Annotated in this window: 13 protein-coding genes; all 13 read right to left on the bottom strand. The window is 43.7% G+C overall.

The window, feature by feature from the left end; translation table 11 throughout:
• Positions 1-112: 112 nt before the first annotated feature.
• Positions 113-1273 carry an FtsW/RodA/SpoVE family cell cycle protein gene (locus tag Q0274_RS07005; RefSeq protein WP_298028503.1) on the bottom strand — a complete coding sequence of 387 codons (1161 nt, stop codon included), beginning with the start codon at positions 1271-1273 and terminating at the stop codon, positions 113-115.
• A gap of 13 nt (positions 1274-1286) precedes the next feature.
• The gene (locus Q0274_RS07000; RefSeq protein WP_298028502.1) at positions 1287-1607 is read right to left on the bottom strand and encodes a hypothetical protein; all 321 of its coding nucleotides are present in this window, start codon (positions 1605-1607) and stop codon (positions 1287-1289) included.
• A 1358-nt stretch (positions 1608-2965) separates the two neighbouring features.
• Complete coding sequence (locus tag Q0274_RS06995) at positions 2966-5209, bottom strand: DNA translocase FtsK (RefSeq protein ID WP_298028504.1); 2244 nt, start codon at positions 5207-5209, stop codon at positions 2966-2968.
• A gap of 159 nt (positions 5210-5368) precedes the next feature.
• Positions 5369-6613, bottom strand: coding sequence for a type II secretion system F family protein (locus Q0274_RS06990; RefSeq protein ID WP_005870289.1), 1245 nt, complete (start codon positions 6611-6613; stop codon positions 5369-5371).
• Positions 6610-8358: a GspE/PulE family protein gene (locus Q0274_RS06985; protein WP_298028501.1), complete on the bottom strand. Its 1749-nt coding sequence runs from the start codon at positions 8356-8358 to the stop codon at positions 6610-6612. The genes Q0274_RS06990 and Q0274_RS06985 overlap by 4 nt, the downstream gene beginning before the upstream one ends.
• 5 nt (positions 8359-8363) lie before the next feature.
• Positions 8364-8903, bottom strand: coding sequence for a hypothetical protein (locus Q0274_RS06980; protein ID WP_177389145.1), 540 nt, complete (start codon positions 8901-8903; stop codon positions 8364-8366).
• The gene (locus tag Q0274_RS06975) at positions 8900-9913 is read right to left on the bottom strand and encodes a hypothetical protein (RefSeq protein ID WP_298028499.1); all 1014 of its coding nucleotides are present in this window, start codon (positions 9911-9913) and stop codon (positions 8900-8902) included. Before Q0274_RS06975 ends, Q0274_RS06980 begins: the two co-directional genes overlap by 4 nt.
• Positions 9906-10736 carry an ATP-binding protein gene (locus tag Q0274_RS06970; RefSeq protein ID WP_005870282.1) on the bottom strand — a complete coding sequence of 277 codons (831 nt, stop codon included), beginning with the start codon at positions 10734-10736 and terminating at the stop codon, positions 9906-9908. Before Q0274_RS06970 ends, Q0274_RS06975 begins: the two co-directional genes overlap by 8 nt.
• Positions 10729-12237 carry a pilus (MSHA type) biogenesis protein MshL gene (mshL, locus tag Q0274_RS06965; protein WP_298028498.1) on the bottom strand — a complete coding sequence of 503 codons (1509 nt, stop codon included), beginning with the start codon at positions 12235-12237 and terminating at the stop codon, positions 10729-10731. The genes Q0274_RS06970 and mshL overlap by 8 nt, the downstream gene beginning before the upstream one ends.
• Positions 12215-12643, bottom strand: a complete 429-nt coding sequence (locus tag Q0274_RS06960; RefSeq protein ID WP_297942314.1) for a hypothetical protein — start codon at positions 12641-12643, stop codon at positions 12215-12217. Before Q0274_RS06960 ends, mshL begins: the two co-directional genes overlap by 23 nt.
• On the bottom strand, positions 12643-13296 hold the full coding sequence (locus Q0274_RS06955) for a hypothetical protein (RefSeq protein WP_298028497.1): 654 nt from the start codon (positions 13294-13296) through the stop codon (positions 12643-12645). The genes Q0274_RS06960 and Q0274_RS06955 overlap by 1 nt, the downstream gene beginning before the upstream one ends.
• Positions 13296-14816 (bottom strand): hypothetical protein, encoded by a 1521-nt coding sequence (locus Q0274_RS06950; protein WP_298028496.1) that lies wholly within the window; start codon positions 14814-14816, stop codon positions 13296-13298. Before Q0274_RS06950 ends, Q0274_RS06955 begins: the two co-directional genes overlap by 1 nt.
• Positions 14817-14878: 62 nt before the next feature.
• Positions 14879-15748, bottom strand: coding sequence for a GTPase Era (era, locus tag Q0274_RS06945; RefSeq protein ID WP_298028495.1), 870 nt, complete (start codon positions 15746-15748; stop codon positions 14879-14881).
• Between the last annotated feature and the right edge of the window lie 480 nt (positions 15749-16228).

Here is a 16228-nt window from a genome sequence, read left to right as displayed (position 1 = left end):
TCTCGCTTAAATTTAAGCCTCGGCGCGCTTTGGAGTAGAATTTTAAGCGCAAATTCGGCTCTAAATTTTACGTCTAAATTTAAACCGCGCTCGCCCAAAGCCCGCAGAAGCTTTAAAATTTCGCCCTTTTTGACGCCATCAAAACGAGCCCCACCGCAAACGACGCCGCGAGCAGGTGGCTGCCGCCGTAGCTCAGAAACGGCACGGCGATACCCTTAACCGGCGAGATCGACGTAATGCCGTAGGAGTTGATGATGAACGAAAAGAAAAACATAAAGCCGATACCCAGGCAAAAGAGGAAATTTACGTTACTCGGCGACTTACTCGCGGTCTGAAAGATGCGAAAGAGCATCGCATAAAATAGCGCCACGATGAGCAAAATCCCGATAAATCCCCACTCCTCGGCGATACCTGCGAGCACGAAGTCGGTATGCACCTCGCTCAGATAGCCAAGCTTAAAGCTCCCGAGCCCAAGCCCCTGCCCGAAAAACTCGCCGTTGTTTATCGCATTTAGCGAGTGTCCGACCTGATACGGCGCGCTAGCGTCCTCTATACGCAGCCCTGCAGCGGTCTCCGGCGACATAAACGACAGCACGAAATCCTGCACGCCGCCCCACCACGAGCGCACGCGATCAACTCTGTGCGCGCTCGTGACGATAAAAACGTAAGCAAGCCCCAAAATCCCCATAAGGCTAAAGCCGATGAGCTTAAAACTCGTACCCGCGAAAAGCGACATAAAAATCATCGTAAGCCCCAGCACCGCGACCTGCCCCAGATCGTTTTGCACGATGGCGACTAGGATCACCACAAAGCCGAAAAGCGCTACGTAAGGAAGCAGCGTCGCGATCTCGCGCCCGATGCTTTTTTTGGAGTGATCGAGCTTGCGCGAGAAGCTCCACGCTAAAAAGTAGATGAAACCCACCTTGAAAAATTCCACCGGCGCGAGGTTAAAAAACGGCAGTCTGATCCAGCGCGCCGCGCCGTTTACGTCGGCGACCAAAGACTTGGGTAAAAAGCCCATCGCGAGCATCAAAATCCCCATGATCGCAAAAAGCGACATGCACACCGGCGTTAGGCATTTATCGGGATCGGCGCGCGAGACGATCCACATCACCGCGATACACGCGATCCCCACCGCGCACTGACGATAAAAAAAATGCAGTGGCGTAGCACCCAGCAGAAGCACCGTATATGAGCTCAGCGACAGCGAAAATATCATGCCGATCGTAATGAGCGCGCAGGTGAAGTAATATAGCCATTTATCGGTTTTCAATCATCTCTCCGTTTTAAAATTTATTCGCATTTGCGTGTGCCGTGCACGCTTCGTCTGCTGCGCGAGGCTCGGACTTCGCATCGCGCCTGTGCCGCACGGCGCCGATCGTGCATCGTCTTTTGGTGTACGGCGCGATCGCGCATTGTCTTTTGGCACGCAATACGATCGTGCATCTTTGACGCGCGGCGCGATCACACATTGTCTTTTGGAACGCGGCGCGAATTTTATTCTCGCGCATAGGCGGCTTTTCGGTGCATGCTGCAGGATAGTGCGCCGTAAAGCACAATCTCTCGTTATCCCATAAGTGTGCGTTGCACACACTCCGTTCTAACATATCGCGACGACTTTTGACGCACGCTGCGGATAGAGCACTGCGAAGCGAAATCCATGCCGCTTTTTAAGCGTGCATTTTACTCTCGCGTATCGCGCGGCCTTTTGACACGCGCTACCGCGCCGTAGAACGCAACCTCGCACTATCTTTTAATACACAGGCGGGTGCATTCTACTCTGGCAGGCGTATCGCGGCGACTTTCGGCACGCGATAACAAGGTCGCAAACCGCGACCGTGCAAAATCGCACACGAGAGCAATACAACGGTAGTCGCAAGGCCTTACGCTATACACTCTGGTAGCGCGCGGTAGTCGCAAATTTACGCTACGTGTTGTTAACATGTCGATCAATTTTCAACATGCCGCGGTGCAAAATGTGCCGTATCTTACAACGCAGCCACACTGCAAAATACGACTTCGCTGCAAAAACGCGTTTGTACTTGCAGACGGTGCGAAATTTCGTTTTAAATTTATTCGCCGCTATAGCGCAAATTTATTTATGCGCACGGCGATAAATTTAATTCTAAAATTTTACGTCGCAGAGTATTGCAAGCACTCGCTCGCAAAACATACCGCAAATGCAGCCGCACTACGAAACATGCCGGCACAAAACACAGCGCGCTCCGCCGCTTAACGACGCATCGGTTTTTGGCGTGCGACTGAGCACTCGCACTATAAATCAGCCGATGCGAACGACTGCAATACTCCGCTACTAGCCTTCAGCGCGCGACGAACTTTTCACTCATGTACTCGCGCGCCGCAAGCCAAGTCTGTAACAACTTTTTCCGCTTGCGCAGTCGCAAGACGTTTCATGTCGGCGCGGCACAATTTAAAATTCAGGTCCGCTGCGGCAAATTTTAAAATTTTAAAATTCCAAAGCCTAAAAAGAAGCGAAATTTTAAAATTTTAAATTCTGCGAGGCTTTGTAAATTTATAAAATTTAAAACCGTAAAATTTTTAGCACTCAATTTTAAAACCCTACCCTGTTTCTGCTCCGCTTGCGCTCTAAAATTTCACGCCGCGATTAAAATTTGGCGCCAAGAGTACAGCGCGCAATTAAACTACGCCTTATAAATTTAGACAGCGAACACGCCACAAATGCAAGCTGCAAAACGTGCTGTTTGTACCTGCCGAGCGCTACTTTTAAAACGCCTCCCGCGCTGCAAGAGACTTCGATCGCATCCTCGCATCCGTATAAACCGTCCGCCTTCCCGCAGCCGCAGAGGCACAGCGCGAGCTGTAGAACGCACAAATTTTAAAATTTAAAATCCGCCATGCAGATCAAAAAATTTTCAAATTTCACCGCTGCATATCCGATAAATTTTAAAATTTCACCGCTTAAATTTTATCGAAATTTTAAAGCTCATTTGATTATGTCGCGCTGACCTTTGGCGTTGATCTCGCTTAAAACGCCCATCTGCTCAAGCTGCTCGATGATCGTCGCGGCGCGGTTGTATCCGATACGCAAGCGGCGCTGCAGGTAGCTGATCGAGGTCTTCTCCTCCTCCAAAATAATCGCCTTCGCCTCGTCGTAAAGCTCGTCAAGCACGATATTTTGCGGATTGATTATACCGCCTTCTTGCTTGGCGTTCTCGTTTTCGATCAAAAATCGCTCGTCATAAACGACGCTTTCTTGCGCCTTTAAAAATTCCGTGATCTTGTTGATCTCATCCTCGGTCGTAAACGGCGCGTGCAGGCGGATGAGCCCCGGCGCGGTAGGCGGCGTAAAGAGCATATCGCCCCGCCCGAGCAGGCTGTCCGCACCCATCTGATCCAAAATCACCTTACTATCGACCTTCGAGCCCACTCGGAAGCTGATGCGGCTGGGCAGATTCGCCTTTATCAGCCCCGTGACGACATCCACGCTTGGGCGTTGCGTCGCTACGATGAGATGGATGCCGCTGGCGCGCGCCATCTGCGCCAGACGCGCGATGTAGTGCTCCACATCCTTGCCGCTCGTCATCATCAGATCCGCGAGCTCGTCGATGATAACGACGATGTAAGGCAAAATTTCGCCGCCCTCGCGCAGCATCTTTTCGTTGTAGTTGTCGATGTTTTTCGTCCTGTTTTGTGCCATGAGCGAGTAACGCTGCTCCATCTCTGAAACAAGGTTGCTTAGCGCGATGATCGCCTGTTTAGGCTGCGTGATGACGGGCGTTAGCAGGTGCGGGATATCGTTGTAGATGCTAAACTCGAGCATCTTTGGATCGATCATTATAAGGCGCAGGCTCTTGGGCGAGTTGCGATACAAAAGGCTAAGCAGCATGGCGTTGATGCCCACGCTCTTGCCGCTTCCCGTGGTGCCTGCGATGAGAAGGTGCGGCAGCTTTTTAAGATCGGTGACGAAAGGCTGCCCCACGATGTCCTTGCCAAGCACGATGGTAAGCGGACTGGAGGCGCTTTTAAACACGTCGCTTTCTAAAATTTCGCGCAGATAGATCGTATCGATATTTTGATTCGGTATCTCGATACCCACGACATCTTTGCCAGGAACCGGCGCCTGGATACGGATGGTCTGTGCCCGAAGCGCCATCGCGAGATCGTCTTGCAGCGTTAAAATTTTACTTACCTTGATATGCGCGGCGGGGCGAAACTCAAATGTCGTAACGACCGGGCCCGAATAGGTCCGCACCACGTCGCCGTCGATCTTAAATTTACGCAGTTTATCGAGCAGGTCGTAAATTTTACGATCGATCTCGCTCTCATCGATGCTACTTTTCTTTTTCGGCGGCAAGTTTAAAAAATCAAGAGGCGGCAGCTTAAAATCCTTGGGCTTAGCCACTCTGCCCTTATCGAGCTGATCCAAAAGCCTTTTGTTTTCGGCGACCTCGCTTAGGCGCTCGACCCTTTTTAGCCTGCTCGGCTTTCCCTTTTGCGGCATTTTAAGCTCGCGTTCAGCGGAAGCCTGTAGGCCCTGCGCGTCACCGAAATTCTGCTCATTTTCAGGCTCGCGAGCATCGTTTAAATTTTGAAAATTTTGCCCGCCTTCAAAACCGCGTCCGCTTGCACCCTGCTCCGCAAAATCGCTCTGTCTCGCCGAACCGTCCTCTGCGCTCAAAGTGTCATTCAAAGCGTTAAAATTTTCTGTACCTCTCAATCCTTGCGCAGACGAATGCCTTGCAAGCCCGCCTCTTTGTGCTGCATCCGCGTCGCTAGCAAAATCGTCTCCAATTTCATCCTGCGAGCTTTCATCTCTTGAGCCAATAAAGCAGTTTTTGATGATGTCGGTAAAGCGGTCTTCGAATATAAGTACTAGCGAAAGCACAAAAATCGTAATATTAAAAATCCACACACCGACGCTTCCGATCATTCGCCTAAGTCCGTCCACTGCAAAGCTGCCGACTGCTCCGCCACTAGCGCCAAAGAGACTCGACTGCACCATCAAAATGGTAAAAAACAGCAAAATCGCGCCGATGCTAAACTCAAAAAATCTAAAGTCAAAACCGCGAAAATGCTTATAGGCTACGTATGCCAAGGCGAGCAAAAATAGCGGATAGATGTATGCAAAATAGCCGAATAGCTGGGTATTAAACGAGCGGATGGCGTTGCCCGCGCTGCCTACAAGCGCGGAATCGGGCGCAATAGTAGCAAGCCCAAAAAATATTATGATAGCCGATATGACGATAAAATATACTTCTTTAACTATGATTGATCCTTAAATTTAAAGCGGTATTTTAGCCAAACGAAGGTTAAAATTTTATTTGAAGGACGAAATTTTAATGCTTTGATAAAATTCCGCGCCCTTGAAGGCGCGGAATTAAAGGGGTTAGTTTTTGACGGCTTTGCCCAGATCCCACATAGGCATGAATATACCAAGAGCCAAAAGAAGAACCATACCCGCCATAAAAAATAGCATGATCGGCTCGACGTAGCTTGAGATATTATCGATGATATCGTCAAATTTCTCTTTATAATAATCCGTGACGTTGCCGAGCATCTTATCGAGGTTACCGGCCTGCTCACCCGCACTGATCATCTGAATAAGCATACTCTCATAAAGCCCTGTATTGTTAAATGCCTCTGTTAGGCTCACGCCTTGCTGTACGGCAATTTTGACAGTAGAGAGTTTCTCTTTTAAAGTATGATTATCCACCATTAAAACAGATGTATCCAGCGCATCAGCGATAGGAATACCCGCTCGCACGAGCTCTGTAAAAATAAGCATAAATCGCGACATCGTCGAGAAAAATATGATCTTACCGAATAGGTAGACCTTTAAAATCGTCTTGTCAAAGCCCTTTTTAAACTCAGGATTATTGCGATATGCCCATCTAAGAGCTATGATAGTGCCTATGATGCCCGCTAAAACAAAAATTCCATAATTATTAAGAGTACTTTCGATACCAAGTAGAATTCTAGTAGGTAACGGCAAATCCGCGCCCAAATCCTCAAAAATCTCGCGGAATTTCGGCACAACATACATCATCAAAACCGAAAACGCAATCGCCATAACGATCATAAGGATCATCGGATAACGCATCGCCTTTTTAAATTTACGCTGGTTTTCCCAAAGCTCTTGAAGCATAGCGGCAAGCTTGGCTAGGGATTCTGCCATATTACCGGTTGCTTCACCAAGGCTTACCATCGCAACGACGACATCACCGAGCTGGCCTCTAAATTTCTCCGTAGACTCGGTCAAGCTAAGACCTGCGTTAAGATCATCGTTCATAGCACTAAAAATCTCTTTTAGCGTCTTATCCTCTGCCGCTCTTGCGACCTCTTTGATCGAGTCGTGGATTGAAATTCCGGCATTTGTCATAACCGAAAGCTGGCGGATCGATGCTACTAACGGCAACGTTCTAACTCTTCCGCTTCCACCTAGCATGCGCGAAACCTGCGCCTTAAAATCGCCGCCCGTATTGGCTACAACCTGGGTTTCACCCCTTTTTACGATCGTCCCACCTACGCGCTGCTTCATGAGGTTGTTTGCTTGCACCTTATCGCTGGCTTGCAAAAACATCTTTCTTCTTGCGCCCTTGGCGTTGTATTCAACTTCTAATTGCTTTTTCATTGTTTAGCCACCCTATAAATTTCTTCTATACTAGTTACTCCGCGCGCAGCACGTATAACACCGTCTTCAAACATATCTATAAAACCCTCCTCCTTCGCCAAGGCTCTCATATCGTCCTTTGAGCCACCGTTAGCGATCAAGCTCTGCATTTTATCGGTAATAGGTAAAATTTCACTAATCATCTCACGCCCCATGTAGCCCGTTTGACCGCATTGATCACAACCCACAGCCTTAAAAAACGTGTATTTTTCAGGCAAAAATTCCTTCAGCTGATCAAGCATCGATTTAGGTAGATTCGTAGACTGCTTGCAGTGCGGGCAAAGCTTTCGCACAAGACGTTGCGCCTCTACCGCAATCAGTGCACCGCTTATGAGATAGGCTTCGATACCCATATCCACTATTCGCGGGATCGCGCTAACGGCGTCGTTGGTGTGTAGGGTCGAGAAAACCAAGTGTCCCGTAAGAGCAGCCTGGATCGCGATCCTAAGGGTCTCTTGATCACGAATCTCACCGATCATTATGATGTCAGGGTCTTGTCTTAAGATCGAGCGCAGTGCTGAAGCGAAGGTAAGACCCGCTTTTTCGTTAACTTGGACTTGTTGGATTAAATTTACTTGATACTCGACCGGATCTTCTACAGTAATAACCTTAGTGTCAATATTTTTAATATCATTTAACGCTGCATATAGCGTCGTAGACTTACCGCTTCCCGTAGGGCCGGTAACCAAGATAATACCGTATGGAGCCTTCATAGCGTTATTAAATTTCTTAAAGCTATCAGGGTGCATGCCTAGTTTTTCGAGGCTGATGATAACCTTCGATTTATCAAGGATACGCATAACGGTAGATTCGCCATTGATAATAGGCAGAGTCGAGATACGAAAGTCGTATTCGCGACCTGAAATTTTCATACTAAACCTACCGTCCTGCGGCTTGCGACGCTCGGCGATATCCATATTCGAAAGCAACTTCAAGCGGCTTACTAGCGGCGGATAGATATCCTTATCAAAGATAAAAATTTCAGCGAGCATTCCGTCGATTCTGGTGCGCACGACGCAGTTATTCTCGGTAGGCTCGATGTGAATATCGCTACCGCGCATCTTAATAGACTGACTGATTATCATCTCAATGAGCTTCAAAATCGCCGAGGTATCATCGCTACTTCCGCTACCGCCGGTGTTGGCGAGCTCTTTGCGGATCTCCGCTACGAGCCCTTTAATGCTCTCTGAAAGCTCAAGCTTAGATAGATATTTATTTACCTGATTTGGATCGGCTACTACGATTTTAAGCAGCTGTTTGCTAAACATAGCCTGCGCTTTATCTTGCGACTCAAGATTAAACGGATCAGAAAAAGCAACGTAAATATTCAGATCATCCGCTTTAACCGGTATCACGCCGTATCTTTTAAGCTGTGCGGTAGGAGTGCGTTCCGATAGCCTAAAATCTATGTCGATATCGTCTAAATTCATATACGACAGATTCATTTTTTTAGCTAGAATTTGCAAAAATTCCTTCGGATCCATCGAAAATTTTTCGCTTATATCGTCAAATTCTATCTGACGGCGCTTGTATAGCTCAACTAAAATCGAGCAAAAATCATCCTGGCTTAGATAGTTATCTCCGACTAAAACCTCGCCTAGCGTCAAGCCAATATCCATCTTGTCCTTGATTTCCGGAACAACGGTGCTAGTAAGGATATTATTTCGTATTAAAATCGCAACAATCTGCTCTTCAATCTTTGTCATCGCGATCACCAATAAATTTTAATCGAGCTAAGCTTATCGCCAGCATAAATTGCAATTACCATCTTTTTTACCTCTTCCTCTTCTTTGATAAAAAGCTCGGCACGCTCGCCGTTTTCTAGGGTAAAAACATACGTATCACTCTTTTTTACGTATGCTCTCTCCGTAAATTTATCAAAAATTTCAGACAAAATATAATTGATCTTAGGCGTGCGGATATAGCTAATATCCACGCCATCACAAAGTGCTAAATAAAGCATCTTTTTTTGAAAAATTATAGTCGAATAAAGAGAGGCATTCTCGCGAGCCTCTTTCGTCTTATAAAGCATCACCGTAGGCACGACGAGCTCATTTACTTTGTCCATCTTGAGGCACGCTTTAGCATACATATTCGCAAGCGCCTCACTTTGTTCCTCGATGAATAAATTTCGCACGCTTTCTTGGCAGATGCGGTTATACTGACCGATCTGATCCCAGTTGCGCACGTCATCGGCGCTAACTGCAAATAACGACGCGATCGCAAAAGCTAAAATATATAAAATTTTCATAGTTTATCGCTTCTTATCTTTGAAATTAGGTTAGAAATTTCACTATTTTTCGCCTTTGCGTTAAAGGTCTCAAGAGCGTAAAGCGCGTCTTCCTTACGACCCTTTTTATAATTGGCTTTAGCAAAAATTATCCAACTGGCGACGTTGTCCTTATCAAGCTCATTTGACGTAAGAGCCCATTTAATTGCATTATCGTAGTCTTTCTTATTATACGCTTCTTCGGCTAGCGATAGCGAATACTCAATCTTATTCGTTGCATAAAATTTGCTCTCCAAGCTCTGTTTATCTTCGCTTAAATTTGAAGTTTTTATCTCAATTCTAGAACTTAGTGGAGCGCTACTTGCGGTATTTGTAGAACCTCCCGAGAAATTTGATTTAGGCGGCAATGGAGCGCGTCCAAAATCTATAACCTCGTTTTTAGGTGGCTGATTTGCAAAAGCTGCGTTATTGGCATTAGGCACATTAAATGTAGGAGCATTCTGATTGCCAAAATTCTGATTGCCAAAATTTTGACCGCCAAAATTTTGCGCCTGAGCCTGCCCGCCATAGTTTCCGCCATTTTCGTAATTATTGGTTATCTTAAACCCACCGGAATCCTCGCTGGATAGTACACCCACGTCGTTTAAATTTAAACTTGGGCGTTCCTTTTCGTGTTTAGAGTTAGAGGTGTGGGCAACTTTCGGCGCGCTGATATTATAATCTTCTTTGGAGATATTATTTTGCACTGCAAGATCTGCCGCCTGCTGCTCGGCATCATTAGCAGAATTTGTAGCTCCACTCTTATCCTCAATATTTTGATTGATACTTGCCATGCTAACACTATCGCTATCTTTAAGCAGCCAAAATATCGCTCCGATAGCAACCGAGATCAATATCAAAAGTCCCAAAATCGTCTTGTCAAATCTCAATACGAAATTCGGCTTAGATTTCAAAAAGGAAAACTGCTTTCTATTTTTGTTATACTCTTCCCATTTTTTTTCAAGTTCGTTTACTTCGTAAAATTCAAGCATTTATTATCCCCGAGCCTATCGCTGCCATCTCTATGATTTTATTATTAATCTGCGAAAAACTAATTTCCGTAGGTTTATTTACCTCGTAATACTCAAAAAGCTCATACATCTTATACATAAGCTTGTTGATGTTCCTCATATTGCCATCCGTTAAATTTAAAATCAAATCGAAATTATCGTCACTAAACATAAAATAGTATTGTTGAAAGCCATGGAGCACAAGCTTTTTTTCAATATACAGCTTGACTTCGCCTAAATTTGAATTAGGAAGCTCAATGCTCTCCCAAATTCTAGTTTTAAAATAATCCTTTGCGAGGCGGTCTTCCTCGTCCGTCTTATGCACTGTAAATAAAAATTTAAATAATCTGGTATCTGCCATAAGACGAATTTTTTCTATCAAATTCCCAGGATACAGCTGAGCTTCGTCAAGCAAAATAACGACCTGCTCTACCGCCCCCACGTTCGTAGAAATTCCAAATCTCTCTCTGTAAACCCGCATAAAATTTTCATAATTATCAATCGGCTCACTAGGAGTTGAATGAAAAATCTGCGAATAAAGCTCTAAGAAAAATTCTTTCTCATCAAAAAACGGCTGCGGCACAAATACGACTCTTACCTTTTTTTCAAGATCGACCTTGATCTTATTAAGCAAAAATGTCTTGCCGCAACCCGGTTTGCCGTAGAAAAGTATAAGTTTTAACGGCTTTTGCAAAGCATTTAAAATTTTATGATAAGCAAGGGTCGATTTATCGAGATTAACGAAGTCCGAGACTTCGTTATCCTCGATAAAAATCTCCTTGATCGCCGTATAATTATTACTCATTTTCGTAGATGGATTTTGAGTAACCTAGCTCTTTAAGAGAGGTAGCAAGCGGCGCGCCGGTATTGTCGATGATATGTGGAGTTACTACAAATATTAGCTCCGACGTTCGCAAAACATCAGCAGTGCTTTTGAAAAGATTTCCGATTAATGGAATTTCGGCTAGCACAGGCACCCTAGTGTTATCTTTCGACTTAGTTGCACCAATCAAACCGCCTAAAATTACAGTATCGCCATCATCTACCCAAACTACGCTTGAGAGTTTCTTTTGCAAGGTATCAGGTGCAATCTCTCTTCTATTATTTGTCCTTACATTATCCTCTGCGTATTTTAGAGAGCTTAAAGATGGATTAATTCGTAGCATAATCCTATTATCATCTGAAATTTCAGGCAAGATATTCAAAAGAATACCTACAAATATCGAATACTGATCGTCTGACTGAGTACTACCACCCTGATAATCACCTGTATTAGTGGATCTTAATACGTAGTTAATAGTATCACCTACGGATATAATAGCAGGTTGATTATTCATTGTAGTTACCTTAGGGCTTGAAATAACCTTAGTTTTACCTTTAGTCTCTAGGAAGTTAATCAAACCGTCGATATTGAAATTTAGATTAGCCCCTATCGTCCAAGTTCCGTGAGTATCGCTAGCCTTTCCTCTATTTCCGTTATCTATGTGATATCCTGAAAGCTTAGTCGGATCTCCACCTACATAGGTATTAAATCCTAGTTGAAATTTACTCCAATCTATACCGGTGGTGTATTCGTTATTTAGCTCGACAGATATGATATTTACATCTAGCAAGACTTGACGACTAAGGCGTTTTTGCATACCGCTTAGATATCTATCGACGCGAGCTATCTGAGACTTCATAGCAGTAACGGTTACTAAACCGGCATTTTGATTTATAATAGGAGCGACTGCGACATATTTTTCAGTACCGTTATTTAAAACAGAGGTGATTTCCTCGCTAATCTTCTCCCAAAAATCAAATTTTTCTTTGGTAGTGATCTTATTATCGTCATTTTCTGTTTTATCACTATCGCCATCATCTACTTTAGTAGGTGCGGAATCGACAGAAGATTTAGTAACAGCAGTACCTTCTCTAATAGAAGTGATGTAATCCACTTTAAAAGTCCTAGTCTCTAGCGCTGAAATTTTTAATATGCCATGAGAATACTCATAGCTTAGATTATTCTCTTTTATGAGTAGATCTAAAACTTCGCGTAAAGAAAGGTCTTTGATGCTTACGCCTTGCAGTGGCTTACTCATCTCCTCTTGAGCGATAGCGTCTTTTGCTACCACCGAAAAGCGGCACATATCGGATAGCTGAGTTAGCATCTCGTTTAGCGTAACGGTATCGTTAATCTTAATATTTAGCGCCTTCCTATCGCAGTTACCTGCAGTTGCGGGAGCGGCATATAGACTAGTAGCCGTAACAGACAAAGCAAGCATAGCGGCTATGCTAAGCTTTTTACTTATATGTAATAATGACATTTTGACTTCCTTGTTTTAGTGTTAGTTCGACTTTATTTTCATCGTCGTTGGTAATAATAACGCTATTACCCGTTATTTGCACGATCTTATATGAGCCTACATACTCGCCCAAACCATACCATTTATCGTTTAGCTTAACCTTATCACCCATAATACCTACTAGCTGATAACCTAGGTCCACCTGCTGATTAGCTTCTCTAGGCACATTGGCTTCTTTAGGATAGAACGGATCCTGCAAAGAAGCTATCTGCTCATCGCTAAGACCCACTCTAGGCTTACTAAGATCATCGAATATCGCATCGTATTTAGCTTTATAGGCTCCATTACTAGGCGCCACCGTCTGATTATTATCTACAGCAAATAGAGCAGTAGAAAGTAGCAAAGAGCATAAAATTAACTTTTTCATTAGTAATTTACTCCCCAGATAGATATACCGATGCTTCCACCGATTTTGCCATTTTTAGTGGCATTGATATCCATCTTATTTACATCTACGATCATCTCCGATTGTTCTATAAGGTTGATATACCTAAGGACGTTCGAAAATGCTCCTTCAAATTTCACATCTATATCCAGCAAAGCCTCAGGCTGAAAAATCTGTTTGATGCTAGGCTCTCTTCTATCGCTGTGAATAGCATAAATTTTAATATTGTTATTCTCTGCAATCGTTGAAAGGCTATCCATAAACTTAGCCCAGTTCTTTTCATTATAAGTAAGCTTCGAAATTTCTTTTAGCTTACCGTCTAGATACCCACGCTCTTCAATAATATTGTTAAGGTTGGTCCTAGCACCATTGAGGATATTGCGTTTATTATTAACAAAAGCCTCAGGATCACCGCCAAAAAACTCGTTATACTCTCTTTGTGCGCCTTCAAGCTTAGTCGTGGCAGTACTTAGATTTGTCTCGCTCTCTTCTAAATACGGATCCGCATAGTTACTCAAAATAAAGTAAGCTACCACACCTACAAACAATAAAGCTATGTAAAAATAGTTATTTGCACTATTTCCCTTGGAGGCAAACCATTGATCAAGTTGATCTAATGAACTTTTCTTTTTCATTATTTAACCTCCACACTGATGTTGCTATCGTAAAAGACGGTTTTATTGCCCTCTTGCAGCGCGATTGTTTTAGTATCCACGCCATACACCTCTTTTTTACTGATATCCTCTAAAAGCTCGGTCATCTGCTTATCGTTTTTAGTGCGCACCTGAACAGTCAGAGTCCTATTCTCATCACCGATCCTAACCATATTGCCCTTATTTTTAACGATCATATTGGTTAGCTCGAAAATAGAAACACCCTTCATAGCGTAATTGTTTTTCTTATCTAAGATGGCATTAATTAGTTTGCGCCTATCGTTAAGCTCCTTACCACTCTTAGCAGCCTGGGCATTTACCGCTTGAGTCTCTTTATCCAAACGTGCACTTTCAGTTCTAGCAGGACCCATCTTTTCCTCTAAACCTTTATATTCGCTAGTTTTATCATCAGCTACCATATTATTATAATAGCCGTAGCCAAAATTATACGCAGGATACGCAGCGCCAAGCAAGCAGCCTAGCAACATATAGCCTATCAGCTTGCCGGTTGATCTTTGGGTCAAAGGCGGAGGTCTCATAAACGGCGAGTAGTTGTGATCGTCATCTTTGGTAACCAAATAATCTTGACCTACCAAGAACATCAAAATATCTAGCTGAGTGAGCGGATAATCTTTTGCGTTGATTGCAACGTTAAAATTAAAATCCTTGTATCTTAGCTTTAGATTATTTTCTACAAAAACCTCGATCGCAGGAATTTTACCGATATCCGTTCCGATATAAACGTTTTGAATATTGACGTTGTAAATTTTACTAATACCGTTCAACACGTCGTTGATGTAGTAAAACATATCGTCAAAAATTTGGATCATATAATCGCGTTCGGTCGGATTTTCTAAATTTACTCCCTGTTTGGAGAGCAGTCTATAAAAGCTCTCTTCATCGACTCTGCTACCGACTAGCTCGACATATTTTTCATGCAAGAATTTTAGGTTATATCTTACTTGGCGGGATTGAAAATATTCGCCGTTTTGATACACTACCAAAAACGCATCGTCGCGCTGCAAGTAGATGAAGCAGTCGATTCCGTCGCGAGTTAGGACGCCTCTATTATACAAGCCCTCGTATAAAAACGGAGCCATAGCCACATAGTCGATGTAGTTCGTCCTAGCGGCGATCGCATCGAATTCTGAAGTGAGTTTGGCATTATCTACGACGAAGACATTGAAAATTCTATCATCGCCGCCAGCGCCTATTACCTCACTATAGGTGATTTTGTAATCCAAAGCGGTGTCAAGCCCCAGCTCCTCATACACCTTAACGACGATCGCATCTAAAAGATCCGCGTCCTCTACCGATCTGCTTATCTCGACCGTCGCAGTCATTATATCCTTATACGGAATATATGAGACGTAAGTTTCCTTCGCACGATTTGCTTTTGAGAAGTCGTGCTCGAAAACTTCATTCTCACTTAGACCGAATATGGTTTGCGTGACTTTGTTAATCGCAACAATCGAACTAGCATTTTTACTATTCTTTGCCATAACACTCCACTTCCAAATGAAATTTTCTACGCTGCTAATACTAATAGAAATAAAATAAAATGTCAATAGATAAAATCGGTTTTTACCCTAAATTCGTCATTTTTCCAGCTTTTTTTTACAAAAACTGTTAATTTTAAGTAAATTTTGACCTTAGAAAAATTTGAAATTAACTTTTTGGCTCGAATTCCGATCCGCTTTATCGCCTCGCCGTTTTTGCCGATCAACATCTCTTTGTGTGAATTGCTGTCCGTTATGATCCTCGCATAGACCGAGATCAGACCAGGTTTTTCAACCACTTTTTCCATCACGACGTCGCTGCAATACGGGATCTCGTCGCTCATACTCTCAAAGATCGCCTCAAGTATGAAATCGCGATAAATTTCACGCTCATTGCTCGCGCTTAAAATTTCGGGGTCGTAAAAATACTCGTGCTCCGGCAAAATTTTACAAATTTCGTCCAAAACTTGCTTTTTATAGACCTTTTTTTTGATGCTAACGGGGATTATCGCTTCGAATTTATCGGTAAATTTTTGATATTGCAGCAGCTTTTGTACGATCTTTTCGTCATTTGCTTCGTCGGTTTTAGTTAAAATCACGATGTGCTTCGCGCCTGCGTTTAAATTTAAAAATTTTTCGTATTCAGAGGTATCATCGTGCACCGGCGCCAAAAACAGCACCAAATCGCAACCCTCAATCGCCCCGAGCGCCACTTCAACCATCAGCTTATTCATCAGCTTGGCGCTTTCGTGCAACCCCGGCGTGTCCGTGAAAATCACCTGATCTGCGCCGTTCATCGCGATGCCGTTAATCTTACGGCGCGTGGCGTTGATCTTGTGCGAAACGAGCGAAATTTTCTCGCCGCAGAGGTAGTTTAACAGCGAGCTCTTGCCCGCATTCGTCCGCCCGATGAGCGTTACAAATCCGCTTTTCATATTTTCCTTAAAATTTATAAAATTTTATCCTGCTCGCGGCCGCAGCGTTAAGCTCCGATGGGCAAATTTAAATCTCGTTTTGCGCAGGCTGGCTTCGCACTAGCGGCGAAATTTTGAAATTCCACCATCATATAAGCGGATAAAATTTTAAAATTTCAAGCTGCACGGTAGCGCTAAATTCCGCTCCCCTAGGCGCAAAATTTTATCTACTTCAAATTCTGCGCGCCATAAATTTTGCGGCTTCATAAACTAGCAGCGAAATTTTAAATTTCATCCCACGACTACATTATATATAACCCGCACCGCACAGAATTCAATTATCCTTGAAATTTTACAATCTTAAAATTTTAAAGCATCGTCAAATTTAAAAAGATAAAATTTCTACGCATTTTAAAATTTCGCTAAATTTCATACTTAAAATTCTAAATTGCTTTGCAAATTTAAAAACCGTAAAATTCCGCGGCTCCGCAGTTTTCTAAG

It is taken from the genome of uncultured Campylobacter sp., from assembly GCF_937973075.1.
In the GTDB taxonomy this organism is placed as follows: Bacteria; Campylobacterota; Campylobacteria; order Campylobacterales; family Campylobacteraceae; genus Campylobacter_B.
The sequence above is the reverse complement of the archived record's forward strand: the minus strand, read 5'-3'. Positions and strand labels throughout refer to the sequence as shown.